At 45.1% G+C, this 20,949-nt stretch carries 21 protein-coding genes; 3 read left to right on the forward strand and 18 right to left on the reverse strand.

All coding sequences use genetic code 11. The features are described 5' to 3' along the window. Positions 1 to 16 precede the first annotated feature (16 nt). From V6W81_RS25035 to V6W81_RS25070, 8 genes are all read right to left on the reverse strand, one after another. Complete coding sequence (locus V6W81_RS25035; RefSeq protein ID WP_338540710.1) at positions 17 to 1,777, reverse strand: sensor histidine kinase; 1,761 nt, start codon at positions 1,775 to 1,777, stop codon at positions 17 to 19. Beyond that, positions 1,774 to 2,454, reverse strand: a complete 681-nt coding sequence (locus V6W81_RS25040) for a response regulator transcription factor (RefSeq protein ID WP_145051798.1) — start codon at positions 2,452 to 2,454, stop codon at positions 1,774 to 1,776. The genes V6W81_RS25035 and V6W81_RS25040 overlap by 4 nt, the downstream gene beginning before the upstream one ends. A gap of 238 nt (positions 2,455 to 2,692) precedes the next feature. Beyond that, on the reverse strand, positions 2,693 to 3,505 hold the full coding sequence (thiD, locus tag V6W81_RS25045) for a bifunctional hydroxymethylpyrimidine kinase/phosphomethylpyrimidine kinase (protein ID WP_338540711.1): 813 nt from the start codon (positions 3,503 to 3,505) through the stop codon (positions 2,693 to 2,695). A gap of 106 nt (positions 3,506 to 3,611) precedes the next feature. Next, positions 3,612 to 4,310, reverse strand: coding sequence for an ABC transporter permease (locus V6W81_RS25050; protein WP_056693179.1), 699 nt, complete (start codon positions 4,308 to 4,310; stop codon positions 3,612 to 3,614). Continuing rightward, complete coding sequence (locus V6W81_RS25055; protein ID WP_338540712.1) at positions 4,303 to 5,226, reverse strand: ABC transporter ATP-binding protein; 924 nt, start codon at positions 5,224 to 5,226, stop codon at positions 4,303 to 4,305. Before V6W81_RS25055 ends, V6W81_RS25050 begins: the two co-directional genes overlap by 8 nt. Positions 5,227 to 5,650: 424 nt before the next feature. After that, positions 5,651 to 6,586, reverse strand: coding sequence for a sensor histidine kinase (locus tag V6W81_RS25060; RefSeq protein WP_338540713.1), 936 nt, complete (start codon positions 6,584 to 6,586; stop codon positions 5,651 to 5,653). Beyond that, positions 6,583 to 7,326 (reverse strand): response regulator transcription factor, encoded by a 744-nt coding sequence (locus tag V6W81_RS25065; RefSeq protein WP_275446344.1) that lies wholly within the window; start codon positions 7,324 to 7,326, stop codon positions 6,583 to 6,585. The genes V6W81_RS25060 and V6W81_RS25065 overlap by 4 nt, the downstream gene beginning before the upstream one ends. A gap of 243 nt (positions 7,327 to 7,569) precedes the next feature. Next, positions 7,570 to 8,412 carry a DegV family protein gene (locus V6W81_RS25070; RefSeq protein ID WP_251384393.1) on the reverse strand — a complete coding sequence of 281 codons (843 nt, stop codon included), beginning with the start codon at positions 8,410 to 8,412 and terminating at the stop codon, positions 7,570 to 7,572. Positions 8,413 to 8,759: 347 nt separating this feature from the next. Here V6W81_RS25070 and V6W81_RS25075 point away from each other — a divergent pair, with 347 nt between their 5' ends. Beyond that, positions 8,760 to 9,437 carry a succinylglutamate desuccinylase/aspartoacylase domain-containing protein gene (locus tag V6W81_RS25075; RefSeq protein WP_338540715.1) on the forward strand — a complete coding sequence of 226 codons (678 nt, stop codon included), beginning with the start codon at positions 8,760 to 8,762 and terminating at the stop codon, positions 9,435 to 9,437. Between the two features lie 97 nt (positions 9,438 to 9,534). Here the strand turns inward: V6W81_RS25075 and V6W81_RS25080 are convergent, their stop codons facing one another. From V6W81_RS25080 to V6W81_RS25120, 9 genes are all read right to left on the reverse strand, one after another. Continuing rightward, positions 9,535 to 9,960 carry a MerR family transcriptional regulator gene (locus V6W81_RS25080; RefSeq protein WP_338540716.1) on the reverse strand — a complete coding sequence of 142 codons (426 nt, stop codon included), beginning with the start codon at positions 9,958 to 9,960 and terminating at the stop codon, positions 9,535 to 9,537. A 169-nt stretch (positions 9,961 to 10,129) separates the two neighbouring features. Then, positions 10,130 to 11,650: a glycoside hydrolase family 32 protein gene (locus V6W81_RS25085; protein ID WP_338540718.1), complete on the reverse strand. Its 1,521-nt coding sequence runs from the start codon at positions 11,648 to 11,650 to the stop codon at positions 10,130 to 10,132. Between the two features lie 79 nt (positions 11,651 to 11,729). Continuing rightward, a complete protein-coding gene (locus V6W81_RS25090) occupies positions 11,730 to 12,539 on the reverse strand; it encodes a carbohydrate ABC transporter permease (protein WP_397350964.1) in 810 nt (269 codons plus the stop codon). Positions 12,540 to 12,556: 17 nt separating this feature from the next. Continuing rightward, a complete protein-coding gene (locus V6W81_RS25095) occupies positions 12,557 to 13,441 on the reverse strand; it encodes a carbohydrate ABC transporter permease (RefSeq protein ID WP_338540721.1) in 885 nt (294 codons plus the stop codon). A gap of 187 nt (positions 13,442 to 13,628) precedes the next feature. Continuing rightward, positions 13,629 to 14,951, reverse strand: coding sequence for an ABC transporter substrate-binding protein (locus V6W81_RS25100; RefSeq protein ID WP_338540722.1), 1,323 nt, complete (start codon positions 14,949 to 14,951; stop codon positions 13,629 to 13,631). Positions 14,952 to 15,063: 112 nt separating this feature from the next. After that, positions 15,064 to 16,044, reverse strand: a complete 981-nt coding sequence (locus V6W81_RS25105; protein ID WP_338540723.1) for a LacI family DNA-binding transcriptional regulator — start codon at positions 16,042 to 16,044, stop codon at positions 15,064 to 15,066. A gap of 96 nt (positions 16,045 to 16,140) precedes the next feature. Continuing rightward, positions 16,141 to 16,548 carry a FixH family protein gene (locus V6W81_RS25110; RefSeq protein WP_338540724.1) on the reverse strand — a complete coding sequence of 136 codons (408 nt, stop codon included), beginning with the start codon at positions 16,546 to 16,548 and terminating at the stop codon, positions 16,141 to 16,143. Between the two features lie 53 nt (positions 16,549 to 16,601). Next, positions 16,602 to 17,054: a disulfide oxidoreductase gene (locus V6W81_RS25115; protein ID WP_145051828.1), complete on the reverse strand. Its 453-nt coding sequence runs from the start codon at positions 17,052 to 17,054 to the stop codon at positions 16,602 to 16,604. A gap of 365 nt (positions 17,055 to 17,419) precedes the next feature. Next, positions 17,420 to 19,051 carry a copper amine oxidase N-terminal domain-containing protein gene (locus V6W81_RS25120; RefSeq protein ID WP_430701383.1) on the reverse strand — a complete coding sequence of 544 codons (1,632 nt, stop codon included), beginning with the start codon at positions 19,049 to 19,051 and terminating at the stop codon, positions 17,420 to 17,422. Positions 19,052 to 19,367: 316 nt separating this feature from the next. Between V6W81_RS25120 and V6W81_RS25125 the strand changes: the two genes are divergently transcribed. After that, positions 19,368 to 19,568 carry a DUF6199 family natural product biosynthesis protein gene (locus tag V6W81_RS25125; RefSeq protein ID WP_338540726.1) on the forward strand — a complete coding sequence of 67 codons (201 nt, stop codon included), beginning with the start codon at positions 19,368 to 19,370 and terminating at the stop codon, positions 19,566 to 19,568. A 53-nt stretch (positions 19,569 to 19,621) separates the two neighbouring features. Next, positions 19,622 to 19,822: a hypothetical protein gene (locus V6W81_RS25130; protein WP_338540727.1), complete on the forward strand. Its 201-nt coding sequence runs from the start codon at positions 19,622 to 19,624 to the stop codon at positions 19,820 to 19,822. A gap of 47 nt (positions 19,823 to 19,869) precedes the next feature. Here V6W81_RS25130 and V6W81_RS25135 read toward each other — a convergent pair whose 3' ends face one another. Continuing rightward, entirely contained in the window at positions 19,870 to 20,757 is an 888-nt protein-coding gene (locus V6W81_RS25135; RefSeq protein ID WP_338540728.1) for a phosphotransferase, read from the reverse strand. Positions 20,758 to 20,949 lie beyond the last annotated feature (192 nt).

Genomic DNA, 20,949 nt, shown 5'->3' on the forward strand with positions numbered 1-20,949 from the left:
TAAACTCCCTTTCTAACTAAGCATTAGGAAAAATAATGTAGAAGCGGACTCCTTCTGGTGTATTCTCAACTCCGTAACGACATCCATGAAGATCCAGAATCTGCTTCGCAATGGCCAGGCCAAGCCCGGTTCCCCCCATTTTGCGATTACGCGAACGCTCTACCCGGTAAAATCGTTCCCATATATTCTGACGTTCAGGTTCCGATATGCCCTCACCTTTGTTCTCGATGGAGATACGAACCTGCCCTTCCAGACGGCTGATCTCAATCAAGATGTCTGATTGCGGCACAGCATGGCGGATCGCGTTCATCAGCATATTGTAAATTACTTGCTCCAGCTTACTGCGATCTCCCTCAACGGTCTGCTCTGTTGTGGAGACCAACACGACATGTAGTTCTTTTCCCTTCAATTGTGGACTCAGACGTCCAGCGATATCTTCTATCATATCTCCGAGAGCTACTGCATCGGTGTTCAGCTTAATGGCTTGCGATTCTAGCCGAACAAGATCCAGCATCTCTTCGACCATCGTTTCCATTTTTACAGCTTCATCTGCAATAATCTCAATGTAACGTTCACGTTTGTTCTCACTTACACCATCTCTTAGCCCTTCAGAATATCCTTTGATGATACTGATTGGCGTTTTGAGTTCATGAGAGGCATCTGCAAAAAATTCACGTTGTCGCTTCTCGATCCGCTGCTTCATCTCCATATCTGTGCGCATCTGACTATTCGCCTGTCGGAGCTCCTCCAGCGTCTGCCCAAGTGTCGTCGACAGAGCATTCAGACTTTCAGACAAACTACCGATCTCATCATTACGCCGAATAGGTGATTTTACAGTGAAGTCTAACGTTGACATCTTCTTCGCAACATGATTCAGTGCCAGCAGCGGCTTCGTAACAATACGCGACAGTAGCAGAGCCAAGAACAAGATAAGTACAAATGCAGCAATTCCGAAGTACCCATAGAATAACCTTGTCGCTTCATTGGCTTCACGCATCTCCTGCAGAGATGTCAACGAGAAGATAAGCTGTTGTTCCCCTGAATCAGCATTGCGAACTGGGGCTATGGCGATTACATTTCGTACTCCACTCCAGCTATCCGTCCACTCCTGGTTTAACATCTTCCCATTCTTCAGACTAAGTTGATTCTCTGATGAAAGAGGGAAAAAACTATCCAATGCTTGCACGAGCAAACCTTGTCGCTGACTCCATGTCCCCAGGTTGGGAAGAACGACTTTGGTCAATATGCCAGACCACTCCTGCACGGGTTCATTCAATTCTTCGAAGCTCCCTGTACCCCATACCGAAGTGTTGTTGTCTTTGATCTTGAAGGGATAGATCATCGGTTCATGCAATCCATTAGCCGATCCCGTTATGGTTAATTGCTGTCCATACTTCAGGTGGGAAGCAATCCAGCCCGCATTTTCACTGTTGATAAAAAGGGACAGCGACACCTCGACCTCCGAACCATCCTCTTGCAGCAACGTAATGTGAAATGGGTCATTCACTAGCTTGCCAGTGTTGGTCAGAATGACCAGATGAGACTGGTTCTGACGCATGAATTTGCCGGTTTCCTTCGCCAGTTGTATATCATTCCAATGCCCTGTGGAATACTGTTGTTCAAATCTCGACAATTTTTTCTTAATGCTTGTGATCTTCTGGTGTTGGTAGAAGTCCGGGAACCATACCAGCTGAGCAATCACCGTGGTTCCGTACAGTAGGAGCAAGAACCCCGCCATCACCAGAAACAGCTTCATCGTTACACCCGTACGTCTCATGCCTCAGCCTCAAATCGATAGCCGGTACCAATCACTGTACGGATACATTTGGCCTCTTCACCAAGCTTGCTGCGAAGTTTCTTAATATGAGTGTCGACTACCCGAGAATCCCCATCAAAATCATAGCCCCATACACGGTTCAATATTGCATCACGGGATAACACAAGACCCTGATTTCGAGTTAGATAGAGCAATAGTTCATATTCTTTGGGTGCCAATTCAATCTCTACGCCGTTTCGCTCAAGCCTTCTCGCCCAAGGATCCAACGTTACGTGTCCAAATCGAATGACACTCTGATCTTTACTAACGGCACCTTCGACCCTTTTCATTAATGTCTCTGCACGAGCCACCAGTACACGAGGACTAAACGGTTTGGTTACATAATCATCCACGCCAAGCTGGAAACCGTGAATCTTGTCATCATCCTCTGATCGCGCAGTCAGCATGATAATAGGTACGGTCGATTGGGATCGAATATGACCACAAAGTGTCCATCCATCCATCTCCGGCATCAGCACATCCAGAATAACCAAATCCACTTCATGTTGTTCTAACTGTTCAAGTGCCTCGAATCCGTGCTCGGCTTCTAGGACATTCCACTGTTCTTTTATAAAATAATCGGCCACAATCTCACGAATGCGGCTTTCGTCTTCCACCAGAAGCACTGTTCTGACCATGGCCGACTCTCCTTTTTAATTTCTGATATTACCATAACGATTCGGTGTGTCGTTCATGTGTCCAACAACGCCCTCTTAAAGTGCGTATGCCTTGATATAAACGCCTAACACATACCAAATGTTACTATTTTAAAAATAACACAAAAAGGTGGCCATCAACGAGCCTTTCACCGCTCATTGACAACCACCATGAAATTAAAGACCTATCGTCTCTGGCATGAATCGCACCTGTCGCGAATTAACGTTGATGCTCCAGGCGGTGTGCCGCATGCAGTGTCGGGCCAACAAAACGATTCAGTGGGAATCCACCCGCAATCGCTTTAGTAATAAAGGCTTTCCCTTCACGAACAGCCTCTTTCACGGTCAGACCGCGTGCCAAACCTGCGGTAATCGCTGCAGAGGTTGTGCATCCTGCTCCGTGCGTGTAACCAGAGCCAACAACATCAGCTTCATACCATTCATAGTTTTTACCGTCATAGAGAAGATCCATCGCTTTACCTGGATTGATTACACCACGATCTTTAATCAGGACATGCTTCGCCCCTTGGTCATGGATGATGGATGCAGCAGCTTCCATCTGTTCCTTCGAGCGAATTGGGCCACTTTTCGCGAGTTGTGAAGCTTCAAACAAATTCGGAGTAACGAGATCTGCGCCTGGCAGCAAAAACTCAATCATTGCTTCTGTATTTTCAGGCTGCAGTACTTCATCTGTACCTTTGCAGACCATTACCGGATCGATAACAATCTGTGGAAGACCGCTGCGACGAATATGTTTAGCCACAAGCTCAATAATCTCTACAGAGCCCAGCATGCCCGTTTTCATTGCATCAAATCCGATACCGTCTAGAACCGTACGAAGCTGTGCTTCCACTACATTTAATTCAACAGGAAATACCTGGTGATCCCATGTTTCAGGCTTCATTGCCACAACGGTAGTCAATACGGTCATACCGTACACACCTAGCTCCTGAAAAGTTTTCAAATCGGCTTGAATTCCTGCACCGCCGCTTGTGTCTGAACCAGCTATTGTCAAAGTTTTTGGAATCGTCATGGTAGTTGCATTCTCCTTCATGTCTCAGTTGACATTATCCTATCCCTTGTACGAGCGGATGTCAATGGCATCTGAAGCCATACCGGGTATGCTTTTGAGCAGGATTTTAGTTCACGTCTTTTGTCTCTAGACGATGCATCGACAAGGATGCAATCCATAAACCAATTGCCCCTAAGGTAATAGGGATAATAATAATGGAATTCAGTGAAAGCGAGGATCCACTTCCGCCTGAACAGATAATAAACACGAGAATGATCGAAGAGACCAACGTGGCAGTAACCGACTTTTTACGCATACCGAAATACAATGGAATTAGCGCCATAGCCGCAGCAGATAGGGAGCTAATACTATACTTCAATAACAATCTCCATGCTTCATTGGTCGTTAATGCGTCTGCAACAAAAGGATAGTAGTGATTCACGGTCAATAGAATTGCGCCCATCAATAAATTGGTGAACATGATCATGCAGAAGGTAAACCCGAATATGATAATCAATTTGGCAGCGATAATTTTATGGCGTTTGATCGGGTAAGTGAACATGACGTTCATCGTTTTATTCCGGTACTCTTGGATAATGAACTTGGATAACAGCGCCCCGGCAAATACGATAAAGGTCGCTCTCGCACATACATCAATGAGCATAAAGGATACAGCATAGTTCGAATAAGCATAGTCATCCGCTCCCCAGTCCACGAAAGCAATCATGGCTAAAAACCCAAAGATAACAATATTAGCTATTCCCGCTGCAATCAGATTTTTAGAAAAGTGGTGTTTCCGCATCTCCAGTTCAATGAGCTTAAGCAACGTCTCCATCTCCCTTCACGAGATTCAAGAAGTGTTCTTCTAATGAATGTGATCGTTTGAAGATGGACTCAATCTGCACACCATGCTCGATTAGCTGGCTGGTTAACTGCGACGGAACAAGACCTGTATCATAGATGCGTACCGTCTGCTCATCCATTAACTTGAAGTTTTGGAGTCCAAGCTGATGCTCAATAACATAAGTCGCTTTGCGGATATCCACAGCCTGTAGCTCGACATACTCGCTGTGAAGACCACGGATACTCTCCATCGAGACTTCCTCTACTAATCTCCCACCACGAATGACCCCTACCGTATCAGCAATCTGCTCAATCTCTCCGAGAATATGGCTTGAGATTAACAAGGTGATCCGGTATTCCGTGCTGAGACGTTTGAATAAATCCCGCATTTCCTTAATCCCTACAGGATCAAGTCCATTGATTGGTTCATCTAGAATGAGCAGCTCAGGTGTTGTGATGAGTGCTCGCGCAATACCGAGTCTTTGCTTCATGCCAAGGGAGAAATCACGAACGGCTTTCTTCGCGGTATCCTTCAGACCCACCTTTTCTATCATGTCGTTGATCACTTTCTTGTTGTGGAAGCCCATGTACTCACAATGAAGCTCCAAGTTGTCTCTAGCTGATAATTTATCGTAGAAAAAGGGGTATTCGATAATACTTCCCATCCGCTTCAATACTTCATAGGAGGTGGGCGTTAACTTTTCTCCAAACAACTCGATTTCGCCAAAGGTTGGCTTCACCAGGTTCGTCAGCATTTTCATGATCGTCGTTTTGCCCGCACCATTTGGCCCTAAGAAACCGTAAATTTCCCCTTGTTTAATATTCATATTAACGTTGGACACTACTTCTATTCCCTCATATGTCTTGGACACACCTATCGTTCGTGCAATATAAGTCATATCTCTTGTTCTCCTTTACGATCCCTTTTGTGGTGCTCAAGAATCTATATAGAATCAACTAAAGAGTGTTACACTTACCACTGCGATGACAGAATAACGTTCCAATCGCTGTTATCCCCAGATTTTTTTGAATCCCTTCTGCAAAGGGAAAATCCGGGGATGGTTTATGCTTCCGATGCAGCTTTCTTGCAGAAAGCTTTCAGGCGAACGCTTCGCTTCTTCACGTTATTTCTGTCCTCTCCGTTCTCGTGTAAAAAAGTTTAGTTGAACATACGCAGCTTCATTCAGTCTTATTGATGAAACTGCTCTAAATGAACATTCACTACCGGGTTCTGATATCTGTATTGTAAAGAGAAATGTCTTCTTTTCTATTAATCATTTCTTACAAAAACCTTAATCTTGATTTATTTTAGAGATAGTTCTTCTAACAAGGATTCAAAGAGATCGAAAATACGGTTCGTTGGTGCGGAACACTCCGTAATTCAATGCTGCCTCCCATGCGCTCAACCAGCCTTTTGGTAATGGTGAGACCTAGACCGCTCCCCTGATACTGTCGATTACGGGAGTCCTCCAGCGTATACATTCGCTCAAACACACGGCTGTGCTCACTTTCGGGAATGCCTTTACCTTGGTCCCAAACTTCCAACAGTACACCATCTTTCTCATTATGCCGAAGGGAGAGTCCTAACATTTTGCCGTCAGAGCCGTATTTCATCGCATTGGTAATCAGATTATTCAGCACACGGTCGATCGCTTCCTCATTCGCTTGCACGAAGATATCCCCTTCCGGGATGTCCAGTTTCACTTCCAAGCCAAGTCCTGTTAACATCTCGTAAAAGGAAATCATCTTCAGTCGGCATAGTTCACTTAGATTAACCCGAGTCATGGACAGCTCCATATCACCCGACTCCAGCTTCGCCAGATCAAAGAAGGAGTGGATCAAACGCAGCACCTCCTGGGCTTTATCATGGATTTTGCCGATCATGGCTTCTCGCTCTTGCTCCGTCAATGTTGGGCTATGTAGTAATGTCTCACTATATCCAAGTACAACCGTTAACGGTGTTTTCAGATCATGGGAGATGTTGGACAGCATATTACGCATCTCTTTCTCCTGATTAGCATAACGAGCTCCAGTTCGGTGGGCATAATCCAGAACTTGATTAATATCACGAAGAAGCTGCTGAATAGGAGCATCGTTGCTGAACACTAACAATCGCTCGTATGTCCCCTGATCCAACAGATGTTCCAGTTTAAGATGAATATACTTCATTTGCTGACTACGCTGAGCCAATTTGATGGCTAAGATCACGACAACGAGTGCTAACCCTCCCGTAGAAATGCCCAAAAGGACGAGCATCATGTCTGTTCCACCTCCAACTTATACCCGATCCCCCACAACGTCTTAATATATTGAGGCGCTGAAGGATCTCGTTCAATCTTCTCGCGCAGACGACGCATATGTACATTAATAATGTTCTCGTCCCCATAATATTGGTCATTCCAAACCGCAGCATAAATCTGAGCCTTCGTGAACACTTTGCCCGGGTGGGTAACTAACAATTTCAAAATACCAAATTCTTTAGAGGTTAAACGAATAGCAGCGCCTTCTCGCTCCACTTCATAGGTGTCCATGTTCATTACCAACCCGCCGAACTCCAGACGTTCATGCTGCACAGGTGCGTTGGGAGTTTCTATAGGCTGTGCCGTATAGTTGGCGCGCCTGATTGCTGCTTTAATACGGGCAGTTAGTTCAATTAGTGAGAACGGTTTGCTAAGATAATCGTCTGCGCCGAATCCAAGCCCAAGCGCCTTGTCTACCTCCCCATCCTTGGCCGATAGAATGAGTACGGGCACCAAGCTGACCGAGCGGATCGTCTGCAACACTTCCATGCCATTTTTGCGAGGCAGCATCAGGTCTAGAATAACCAGATCGTATGCTTGCTTCGCCTGTTTGAACTGCTCCTCCGCTTCATAACCATCATAGGCATATGAAACGTCATAGCCCTCTTTTTCCAAATAAGGACCTACCATTTCACTAATCGAACGATCATCTTCAACAAGCAACAATCGGTGACTTGACACAACATTCCCCTCCAACATGTTCATTTATCTTTATTACCTCACATTTTGTTTCAATTGGCAATGAAAGGATGTCTCGCGTTCATACTCTTCTTATCACTGAATTAAACATAGAAAAAAACCGGCAGAATACCACTTGAACTCAGCATACATTGCAACTGCTGTACCTCAAGGGCATCCTACCGGTATATGGGATTAATTTATAATCAATTCAAAACCTAAACTAGGAACTGATGTTATCTAGAATGTTATCTAGCATGCAATCTAAACGTGCTCATTTCTGAACCAGCAAAGACCAATCGTACCTGCACCAGCATGAATACCGACCACAGGGATAAATGGCATAATCTCAGTCTTGAGTCGCGGTAACAATTCGGATATCTGCTGTTTGATGGTCACCGCTTCATCCGGATTGTTGGCATGCATGATGCATACATGCTTCACCTTCTCCATATCCACTTTCAGCACATCCAGCATACGTTGCTTCGCACGTTTGAATGTACGAATTTTCTCGTTCACCACGACTTTGCCTTCCTCAAATCGTAGCAGCAGATGAATCTTCAACAGTTGACTCAAGACAAGCTGTGTTCCGGATACTCGCCCACTACGATGAAGATTCTGAAGGCTGGCCGGAATGAGGTAAAAGGACATATTCTCAATCATCTGTTCAATGTTAGCTTTGATCTCGGCCGCACTAGCACCTTGTTTCTGCCACTCCAGACCTTGCAGGATCATCTCCCGGTGAGGGTATGCACCTGCCATCGAATCAATTGCAGTCACCTTCACACCTGCTATTTCCGCGGCCTGCATCGATGTGTGTAATGTACCGCTAAGCGCAGTGGAACAATGAATGGTTATGATCTCATCGTATTGATCCTTCAATGACTCATACAATTCAATGAACTCGCCGATTGGCGGCTGTGAGCTGCTAGCTTTGGATGCTGTCTCCAGCTTTTCGTAGAATAGTTCCGGTGATATATCCTCTGATTCTCGGTAACATTCCTCTCCAAATACAACTCGCAGCGGTACAATATAAACATGATTTTGCTCAGCGAAAACAGGATCCAGTGTACTCGTACTATCGGTGACCCATGCAATTTTCTTCATGACATCCTTCTCTCTTGCCGGATTGATCGTTCTGTATCTCCATTGGTCAGGCACGTGCCCGGCGTAATATTTTGAATTTAAATAACTCAAGTTGTAAACGTTTACGACAATACCTTCTTAATTATAAAGGAACAGACAGTCTGTTGTCTTGTGACGCACTCTTGAACAGGGTCATAAATCCCGAATTGTGGCAAAAAAATGTCTTCCCTGTGAAGGGATTAATTGGTATTTAACCAGATGAAGTATTTAGTGTACTACCCATTTTGCAAAAGATGAGAAAGGAGGCTGTTGAAGTGCCGTTACAGACAAGGAGGACATGACGTATTGTAGTAACGGAGGTGAGCATCATGCTTGTCAACAAACATATTCTTGCTTCATCGAGCGTACATGCTACCCCCTATTATGTTGTGCGCGGAGCGAACCCTGGCCCGGTAATGCTGATTACCTCGGGAGTACACGGTAATGAAACAGCCAGTATGGCTGCAGCGCAGCAGCTCGTCGATGATTGTATCGCAGGACGGCACATCATTCAGCGCGGGCTTCTCGTCATCATCCCACGGGTGCACCAGCAGGCATATCGGAAGAAAATTAGAGGCAAGCCAGATCTGAATCGTACCTTTCCACGCCGAATTTCAGCAAGAGCTAGGCATCCTCTTGCCTCAGCAGTCTTTCATCTTGCCCGTCAATATCAACCAGATTGGTGGTTAGATCTGCATGAAGCCAATGGCTTATCCCAGCTCAGTTCCCGTGTTCTTGGACAAACGCTGATTACTAATCCCGGCAGTCGTGCGGTTCCAGCATGTAGACGCATCATTAAACAAATGAATCGTTCCATCGCAAACCAGGACAGACATTTCAATCTGAAGCAGCATGAATTGCCTGGATCGGCACGCACAGCGGGTGCAAGGCTTCTACAGGCTCGCACCGTCACTGTGGAGACGTGCTGGAGCTTGAAGCGTTCCGTGCGGATCAGGTATCAGCGTCAGATTGTGCATCATTTTCTACGGGAAGCGGGTTTTATGTAAATGAATAATGCATCATACTGTAATCAAAACAAATAGAACCTCTTCTCCGAAAGGTTGGGAAAGGGGTTCTTTTCGATATATATGAGGTGTATCCATGTCATTCTTGTGGCTTGGGAGAGCCGTCTGCTTCCTCTGAGTTATTGCGGAAAGATTCTATATAAGTATGGATTTCGGATTCTGGCGTTAAGAGCAATGAAGCTAGAAGTGTCTGCATGTCCTTTAGGTTATTGATATGCTGTTGAATATCTGCAATTCGATCGCGAACCAATACTCTCAGAACCTCACTGTCCATATCCTCTTGGCTGAGTAGTTGTAGCGTCTCCTTTATCTCTTTTAAAGAGTAACCTAATGCTTGAGCATCCTTAATAAATTTGATTTTGACTACGTAATCCTCTGAATATCTACGGTATCCATTCGATGCACGGATCGGTGCAGGTAGCACCCCGCTATCTTCATAATATCGGAGAGTCGCCATACTTAGTCCGGTACGCTTGGCTAGTTCTCCTCTCGTCATTGTGCTCATATCTCTTCCTCCGTCCTTTCACACGACTATACTCTTCCCCTGATGCATGTCTTGCATAGTGCTGATACTTTTGAGTGAACCTCTCCTCCGTCATCCCAAGGATACATATAAAATAAACCTTGAAGTATACTTCAAGGTCAAGGTTATTATTATAATATTTCATTCGAAATTAAACACGCAAATCCCATTTACGAAGCTCTGTCAGTGTGCTAACTCCTGATGAGAATGCCTTAATGCCAGTTGAACTCGGATCAGGATAGATACGTCCCGTCATCACCTGCTCACCCTGCTGAATGAATATTTCGACCGAGCTGGCATCTACAAAAATCTGAAGTTCCAGTTTCCCGTCACGCAGTTCAACCTCAACAGCCCGTTCGCCTCCCGGCCCTTTTCCTGCACGTTCTCGGTCAAAACATAGCCGGCTCTGAGCCACATCATAAGAGATGATGGTTTCCTCATTCTCACCAGTGCGCAGTTTCAATCCAAATTGCTGTGCCTGCTCGGCTTCAAAAACAGCATGTAATTCATAACGATCCCCGCTAAGCTCTAGATCATGCTCTCCATCATCCAAACGAATATCCTTATGCTCCATGCCGTCTATTCGATATTGCTTAAGCTCAGGCAGCGGCTGGAAGGTCAAGCGGTCTCCCTTGCGGATGAGCTCGCGTGGCAGCGTCATCGCTCCAGCCCACTGATGTGCGTTCTGAGTTGGAATTTCCGTCTCCCATGTCTCCATCCAGGCGATCATAATTCGCCGTCCTTGCGCATCCTCTGTCGTCTGAGGAGCATAAAAATCAAATCCGCAGTCAAGCGGATAATAATGTTCGTAGTCCAGTACACCCTGCTCTTCATCCAGATTTCCCATCATGTAAACTGTAGAGTGTAAATTACGATAATTATCTCCTTGAGCTGGCATCCGTTGTGGGGACATGATCAATACATCTTGATCCCCCATGGCAAACAGATCAGGGCATTCCCAATTATCGCCAAGGGTTCCGTCACTTTGCGCCATCACGTTGACGAAGCTCCATTGCTGTAAGTCTGTTGAACGGTACAATAGTATAAGTCCATTGCCTGCTGCATCATTTGATCCGAGTACACAGTAATACATCCCGTTTCGTTCGAATACTTTCGGATCACGAAAATCCTTCTTACTCGTATGTGCTGGGATCAGATCCAGTGGAATGACAGGGTTATGTGTGCTTTTCACAAAATCAATGCCATTATCAGATTCCGCGATATTTTGCGTCTGATAATAATCATGATCCTTGTTAGGTCCGGTGACTACATGACCGGTGTACATCAGCGCAAGCTTTCCATCCTTAATGATGGCACTCCCTGAGAAGCACCCATCGATGTCATACGTACGATCTGGTGCAAGTGCTACAGGTTGGTGTTCCCATGTGACCAAGTCAGAACTCACAGCATGTCCCCAATGCATTGGCCCCCATACCGGCGCGTAGGGATAGAATTGATAGAACAAATGATACGCTCCATTGAAATAAATAAATCCGTTGGGATCATTCATCCACCCCACCTGCGGCATGAGATGATATCCCAATCTGTAAGTTGGGTCAACCTCATGTTGATGCTGCTCGATGTAGGTATTCGCCCGCTCCCGCGTATATTTCACTTCTGTTGTTGAATGGTTAAGCTCCTGTATCGTTTCTCGTCCCTGCTCTTTATCCATCTTAAATGTCACTCCTGTCTCTATCTATGAGTTGATGTCTATTTAGTGCTGTTCCAAAAGGGCAGTGTTGTAGCGGATTTTATTTGATGGATCCTTGCATTACACCTTGAATAATATACTTCTGTGCAAATAGATATACGACCAACACAGGCAATAATGTCAGTACAAGCCCAGCCATCAGTGGGCCGTAATCCACAGTATAGGTACCGTAGAAATAGAACGTAGATAATGGCAATGTCCGCTGTTCGGAAGAAGTTAGCACCAAGGAAGGCAGCAGGAAGTCATTCCAGATCCACAGAACATTAAGCACCGCAATCGTAACACTTGTTGGCAGTAACACCGGTAGCACGATGCGAAAGAAGGTCTGTACTCGTCCGCACCCGTCCATGAGTGCTGCTTCTTCCAATTCCAACGGAATGCTCTTGATAAACCCATGATAGATAAATACGGCGAGTGGGCTACCAAACCCGATGTACATGTAAATAAGCGACCATTTGTTATCGAGCAAGCTCAAGGAACCATAGATTTTTACGAGCGGAATCATAATCGCCTGAAAAGGAATAATCATCGCTGCAACCATCAGGAAAAACAGATATTGATTCAGCTTGCTATTGTGCCGTACAAAATAATGAGCCGTCATCGCTGCGAACAATGCAATCAGCACTACACCCAACACCGTAATCAGCAATGAATTGCCGAATGCAGATATATACCCCATTTTATCGAAAGCGCTCACGTAATTATCCCATTGGAAGGATGCGGGTAGACCCAGCGGATCTGACGTAATGGCCTGATTAGCCTTAAACGAATTCGAGATCAGTAGCAGAAATGGGAAAATGAAGACCATCATCGCTACGATTAAGGAACATAATTTAGCCATGCCCAGCATACGAGATTGTCCAGCCATCATGCCTCCACCTCCAACTTCTTACTGAAATACACCTGGAGCAATGTAATGGTGGCAACAAGGATAAACAGAACAAACGCTTCTGCTTGACCTAATCCGTAATCACGTGCCAGGAAGGCTTGCTCATACACATGCATGGATACCATTTCTGTGCTTTTGAATGGTCCCCCGCTCGTTAATGAGACGTTGAGATCGTAGACCATAAAACCACGCTGGAGCGATAGAAAAATACATACGATGAACGAAGGTACCATGAGTGGCAATACGATACGTCCCAACATCCTGCGGTTACTTGCTCCGTCAATGCTGGCCGCCTCCATCACGTCTTTGGGTACATTCATCAAACCTGCAATGTAGATGACCATCATATAACCTGCATATTGCCATACCGTCACGATCACTAGTGCCCAGAAAGCCTTGTCCGGGTCTGCCAGCCAGGAGGCTTGGAACAGGGGAATATTCATTTTTTGTCCAGCAAATACGAATACTTGGTTGAAAATAAACTGCCAAATGAAGCCCAGCACAATTCCGCCGACCAGATTGGGTAGGAAGAAGCCTGCCCGGAATAAGCCCTGCGCCTTAATTCCACGAGTTACCGCATAAGCGAGCAAAAATGCAACAGCATTGGTCAGCACCACGGTAATAAATACGTATTCCAGCGTCATCACAAATGATTTCCAGAACACGGTGTCCTTGAACACGCCGATATAGTTATCCCAGCCCACGAGACTTTGCTCAACAGCAATCCCGTCCCAGTTCGTAAACGTCAGATATATCCCATACAAGAACGGAATAATCATGACTGTACCAAACGCAAACAGCGTCGGGCCGGTAAAGATGAGCCGGGTGCGCAAGCGAGCCCATAATCCTTTTTCGGTCAGCATCGTCATCCTCCACTCTATCCCAAGGTGTATACCGTTGGTTTGCCTAAGACGAATGCTAGCTAGCGAGTTGAAATTCTCCTCCACCTGCTATCGCCTAAGGCATACCAACCACTCTCTATGTGTTAATCTGGTGCTCTTAGATTCCGGTAGAGAACTCATCCCCGTTCTCTGACCAAGAAGCCCCTATTTATTTCACGTTAGTCCAGTAGCTCTGAATTTCTTTGGCCAGTGCATCACGATCAATAACGTCAGCCAAATACTTCTGCATGGAAGCCCCCAGTTTAGACCAATGATCAGCTGGTAGCGTACTCATGGATTCTTCAATGTTGCCAGCTTTGATGTAGTCACTAATAGACTTACCAAGTGGGTCAGCCGGTTCCAGTGTGATATTGCTAAATGCCGGAATGATACTTGCCTGATTCACAAGGAAATCCTGTCCTTTCGACTCATACACGATCCAGTCTAGGAATTTCTTCGCTGCTTCCTGCTGTGCGGGTGTATTCTTTTCTTTGTCGATCAGAATGCGTTTGGATACGGCTGCAGAGATTTGTTTATTACCAAAATCGTCTGCGTTGTTACTTACAGGCACTGGCAGGAAGCCATATTGTCCGTCTGCTGTATCAAAGCTGTCGATCTGTGGCCATGCCCAGTTCCCTTGGAACCAGATACCGACCTCGCCTTTTCCTAAAACTTCAGGTCCACGCTCATATGTACCAGAGAGTGGAGAAGCTTTGTCGATATTGTTAGCTTTCATAAGATCAAACGTATCCATCAGGCCATTAAAGACCGCATTGGAAGCCAAGTCCACTGTACCCGCTTTCAAATCAAGAATGAATTGATCAACTTTGGCACGATCTGGCGACTGTCCACCATAAGCAAGTGCAAGGTAGTGTGCTCCGAGCGACCAATCCATTGGTGAAACAATGAGAGGTGATTTGCCGGTCGCTGCAATTTTCTGGAACAGTTCATCAAGCTGTGCAGTTGTTTGTACCGTTTGTGGGTCAAATGTGCCGCCTACAGCCTCATCCAACACTTTCTGGTTGTAGATAAAACCATATCCCTCAATGGAGAGTGGGAAGGCATAGTTTTTGCCATCAAATGTCGTTGCTGCTGTGCTGTTCTCAACGGCATCCTTCATCCATTTTTCAGAGGTAAGATCCAGAACACGATCCTTAAATTTCTCTACATCCCCTGTATCCAGCATCATCATCGTTGTTGGATTGCCGGAAGCGTACAAAGCGGAAGCTTTCTCAAATGGCGACTGTCCGTTACCTACAGGTACAATCTCCACCGTAATATTAGGGTTATCTGTTTGGAAGTCTTTCGCTGCCTGCTCTAGCTGGCTATTTATCTCTGTCTTAGAATTCAAAAACGTAATCTTCACGTTATCGCCAGATCCGCTGGATGCATCTGTTTCCGATCCTGATTGTGTACCGCCACATGCCGAAAGAATGACGACCATAACTAATGATAATATGGATAACTTCGCCCATTTCCGCTCTCTTCTCATCTGTTATTCCCCCCGTTTATGAGTATGCATGAAAGAAACCGCTTACAGGACTGATTATAATGTCAAAGGTTTGACATGTCAATCGTTTGACATAAATAAAAAAACGACCCAATTAGGTCGTCTCTCTTTCCACTAGGGTAACTGGCAAAATGTTCTCCATTGTAATTTCTTCTTCTGCAATTTGACGACGAATCAGCTCCACCGCAAGTTCAGCCATGCGTTCCACTGGTTGTCTGATCGTCGTAATGCCTGGCAGCACATAGCTTGCCGCACGAATATCATCATATCCAATGATGGAAATATCCTCGGGAACTTTGCGCCCACGGGCGATCATTTGTTTCAGTGCATGAATAGCGATTAGGTCACTAGTCACAAACAAACCGTCTACTTCGGGATGCTCCACCAGTAATTGTTCAACCAGTTCCGTATATTGCTCCTGACTAAACACGTTCAGATTTGTTTCATGTGTAGCGATTGGCTTGATACCGTGTGCCTCCAGCTTGTCCACAAACCCTGCTGTTCTGCGATTAGAGAGCATCTGCAATCCTAGATTGCCGCAGATATGAGCCACTTTCCTTCTGCCTTTAGCAAGAAGCAATTCAGCAGCCATAACTCCTCCCTGATAATTATCAGAGGAAATAAACGGAATGTCCGTCCCAATCTGACGGTCAAAGGTGACAATAGGTGAATGCAGATTCATATACTCGTCTACTTCAAGCGTATGGCTACCCATAATAATGCCATCCACTCGGTTGCCTTTGAGCATTTCCACATACTCTCGCTCTTTGGAAGGCTCCATATGCGAGTTGCATAGCATGATCTTGAACCCATGCTGGTAGGCATGATACTCAATATAATTGGCCATCTCACCAAAAAACGGATGGGACACATCAGGAATAATTAAGCCGATGACATTGGACTGCTTACGCAAGAGAGAACGGGCAATCTCATTCGGACGATAATTCAGTTCACTCATCGTCTGATACACTTTATCCCGGGTCTTTTGACTGATATACCCCCGGTTATTTAATACACGCGAGACGGTAGTTACGGACACTCCTGCTCTGAGTGCAACATCATGAATTGTTGCCATAACAACCTCTTTTCCTACAAACTTATTAAATTCATTAATATCATTAATTATAATAAACACATTTACTGCGCTGAACCAATGGCTGCTACGCCCGCTTTATTTCACTTCAACATTCTTTCTCGGCATACTGTGCATAGACCCATGTGTTACATGAGCTTGAACCACATAAGAGCCTGGCTCTTCAAATGTATAATCTACCTCGTAGATTCCATCTTCCACTTCTCTGGCTGTCAAAGCCCCTTGTTCCTCCAGCTTCTCAACAGTCATATAACCTTCTTCCGGCGACACCGGAGCAGGCTCGTTAAGCTTGTCCCAGATCTGGAACTGCACTTGATCCGCATTGCTAACTGGCGCGTCACCCTGTGTCAGCTTCAACTGTAAAGACACAAGCTCACCAGGTGAGACCTGTTCCGGAACCATGAGCTGTACTTTGATCATGACCGGCATCTCACCCGATGCATTCTGATCCTGATAAGAGCAAGCCGCGGTCAGTACAATTAACATGATAAAAGACATGCACCTACGGATATATCCGCTCATCGACCATCTATCCTTTCTTACAAAGAAGATTTGGATGCTTTGCCAATGCCCCACAGCGCTACAATGATGATAATAAAAGCGATTAGAGCGAGCAAAGGAATCGTAATGAAGCCGAACCAATTCAGATAATCGGTGTAACAAGGAACTTTACCGCAAGCCACGGCATTACCTGTAGCTGAGAAGATACGCTGGATCGTAACATGATATAACGATATTCCGCCACCAACAAAGCTGAGCGGCAGTACATATTTGGCAATGCCCACATCATCCTTGAAATAAGCAATGCCGAGCACAATCGTTAGCGGGTACATGAAAATGCGCTGGAACCAACACAGATCACAAGGAATGTATCCCTTAATTTCACTAAAATATAAACTGCCGCCTGTCGCAATGACAGAAACGGCCCAAGCAATGAATAACCGCGTGTCCACGTTTTTCGCTGAACGCTCCGGTTTGGATGATGTACTCATTCCACTGTCCCCCTTTTATTTTGCTCATACTAAATAGATCATACATCATTCTAGGCTACATCGGCTATCCAAGCTGTTATGTAAGTCATTACTTGATGATTATACCAAATATTTGAATTTGTTTGGATTTATTCGTGATTACATCGGATATGCTTATCCTATTCAATATATGATCTACCGAAACGAAATCGGGATATAACAAAACTGCCCACTACATCCTAGAGCAGCATGTAGTGGGCAGCACAATATGTTTAGATGATGATTACAATCCTGGGTAAGAAGAGCTACGCTCCCCAGAGAATATGGTCATGGTTTCTTGAAATCGTTTGGTGATCGACAACAGTCATTCTATTCCATTTTTCGAGTTACATCGATTTGGTTAGTGTAATGGAACCGTCTTTTTGTGCCCATTTCACGTCCCAGTTCAGTAACTCAGCAATGAAGCGCAGTGGTACTTGCGTACGACCATCTTTGTTGACAAATACGGTAGAGCCTACGTTTTTCTTCACACCATTAACTTCCATCACATTGTTGTTCACCCAGAATTCGAGCGTATCGTTGCCAGCCATGACCGTTACTTGTTGTGCCTTTTTGTCCCATTTTACCGTTGCACCAATACCTTCACTCAAGAAACGCAGTGGAATGTAGGTTGTGTTTTTCCACAGTACTGGTGTTGTATCCATATTGGTTGTTTCATCGTTAATTTTCAGCGTTTTGCTGTTCACTTGCATCCATACCGTTGTCATATCCGGAGCTGGTGCAGGCGTTGTTGGAGCTGCTGGCTCTTGAAACTTATCGTTGAATTGAGTCACAATCGCGTTACCCAACGCTTGACCTACACCGAACATCACTTTGAAGCCTTCACGATTCGTTGTGTAAGAAGCATCATAATTGCCTGCTGCATATTGGTCGAGGACTTTTTGCACTTGGTTCTCGTGTGTTGTCAGCGCTTGTTGTCCTGCTGCTTTTGGCAGGTTGCCTGCTGTTGCAGAATCTAGGAATGTTGCAAACTCTGTTGTAAATCCATCGATACGTTTCTCTACGGCTGCACGAGCCGTAGCATCGTTGTTTTTAACGGCTTTTACATAATCACTCTGTGCATTAACGTGGTTGGTTACCCAAATTTTCTCGAACGCATTGGCACCATCGTTACCGTAAACGGAAGCAATGGCTGCTTTGAAATCAGCGGTGTTGCCAGCTTCAGCTGTAACCAGTGCGTTGGAAGCTGCTGTGCGTCCATCGTATTCTTCCTGCATTTGCAGAGCAGAGAGCGCAAAGTGTTCGGATGCCAAGTGGTTGAGCGTAGATCTCAGATCAGCTGCTTTTGTGTCCGCTTTGGTGTGATCGAATTTCTCAGGCATTTGTGTAGTAATCGCTGTAGAGAGTGCTTTACTTACGTCGAACATTTCTTTGAAGCCTTCACGGTAAGCCTTGTATGCATCCGCATAATCTCCAGCGACGTATTCATCGAATACTTTTTGCACGAGATCTTCATGTACTTGCAAAGCCTGTTTGGCTGCTGCCTTTGGCAATTTGCCTTCAGTCGCTGTACTGAGGAATGTAGAGAATTCATCCACAAAGCCGTTGATGTTCGCTTGTGCTTGCTTGATGCCAGCTTGGTTACCCATTTTGGTTGCCTTCACTAGGTCATCGGTGTATTTGTTATGTGCACGGAAGATACGTTCGAATTCCTTCGCACCAGCGTCACCGTATAGGGAAGCGATCGCTGGCTGCATATCCAATGCATTCTGATCCAGTGCTTTGTATGCTGCATCAGCATCCTTTGCTCCATCATAAGCTTTTGCCATCGCGGTTACGGCGAGTGCAAAGTGTTCAGACAATAGGTGATCCAGGTTCGCTCTAAGGTCTGCAGCCGGTGTGTTCACCGATGCTTTCATCATTGTCATTGGTGTCTGTGGTGCGGAAGCGGCTCCTGCGATCCCTGGCATCAACAGTGTCAAACTAAGTACAGGTGCGATAAACTTCTTCATTTTCATCTTCATCGTGTATTCACTCCTAGTGTCGTTTTGGGTATCATTTCTTTCCTTGTCGTCATCTTCATAGGGTGTAACGTAGGCATTGCAGATTCGGATCACTCCAAATTCAAAAAAAAAATCGCAACCCCCATAAAAGAGAGTCGCGAAAGCCCGTCAGGACAAGGATTATTCAATATTTTAAATTTTAAAAAGTTCATTCGAAAATCAAGGATTAATCTAGAATGAGAGCACTCCCCTTCCTTTTTTTGTGTGATATAATGATGACATATGGGAAATCGCCAATTATTGTAATCCAATAACAGAAAGGCGCCTTCAAATGACTTTGACTATTGCCATTATTTTCAGTCTCGTTGGCTTACTTATGTTCATTACTCCATCTGTTCTGTGGGTTATCACGGAAAAGTGGAAAACTTCTGACGCTACGGAACCTTCTGCTCTTTATAGATTTTCCGTTCGAATCGGTGGGGCTGCCTGTTTAGTTATTGCGGCTTATGCAACATACGTATTATTTGTATAACGACATATGTATCGATTCATATCTATTATTTTGAAAGGGAGGTCGAGCATACGTTGTTGCCTTATATCTTAGTTATTGCTATCGCTTTATTTGGCGGAATTGCTACGCTGCTCATCGGTAATTCGAAGGCGAATCAAACCAGCAATCCTGATTATGACCGCAAAACCAAACAAAATCTGAGCCGGCTTTCGTATGTATATGTTTTTGCAATCGTGTTTGGCGTAGGTGGATTAATCCTTTATTTAGTGAACTAAATCTTTTCAGCCAGTAATTAATCCTATCCTATCCACCACTCTGAAATTTAACCCATTACCGTCTGACATTTACCGAGAAACGCTAGATTCTGCTCGACATAGGGGATCGTTGGAGCAATGATTCCCTTCTCTCTTATGATGGCTAACAGTCCACGAATGACCCATAGATGGATCTGTTCGTATAGAATCTCCCGATTAACGTCGCGCCCTTCAGAGCGATATCCACGTTCCAATTGAATCATTCGCTCCTCCAGCTCGCACACTGTGATGGAGGAAGAACACGTCGAAGACAGTATAGCCGCTAAGTCAAAATGATGGTTCCCACGCCGTACTTCTCCGACATCAATGATATACATATGACTCTCCGTGAACAGCACATTCCACAGCCCTAGATCCCCATGTATTACAGCCGTATGCTTCGATTGATACTTGCAACATTCCTCCACATGACTTGCCAAACGCCGTATTACCTCAGACGACGAATTCAGAATATCCCCACTTACTGCTTCCCATAATGAAGGTAGAGCAAAACGATCCTTCTGACCCAGTCTAGCCATATCCAAGTGCAAGATGCGTTGATGGAAATGTGCGATCACTTCACCCAACTCAACATAATTCAATCTTAGCGAGTGCTGCGGCACTACTTTTTCAATATAAGTCTGAACATTATAAATCATATGCCCAAGGGTAATATAAGGTAGACCTTCCTCCGTACACAGGATGCTTGGTGATATATTTGCAGGTGCCAGTGCCTCGTATACTTCATATTCAGCCAAAGCTTGTCCTTCATCCCTGAGCTGACGTAATACAAACCTACCTAACGTGGTCTGCAGCAACATTGCGGCTGAACTTGTCCCTTGCTGCATCGATGTACAATTCAGAATCTCCCCCATCGTATACTGTGACGCTATAGTTTTCATATCCAGGTTGGTCATAATTCCCCTCCTTGTTATGTTCATCGTTTCGTTTGATATCTAAGATCAGATGTCCTTTCCCTTATCGTGAGCCATGACGCATATGTTTACAAGTTGGAGATAATTCAGAATTATTCTGGATATGTTCGAGGTTTAATATAAAGCCATAAGGGACAGCGAGCCCACAAGATACTAACCAATTCGAACTTGAAG

The organism is Paenibacillus tundrae (assembly GCF_036884255.1).
In the GTDB taxonomy this organism is placed as follows: domain Bacteria; phylum Bacillota; class Bacilli; order Paenibacillales; family Paenibacillaceae; genus Paenibacillus.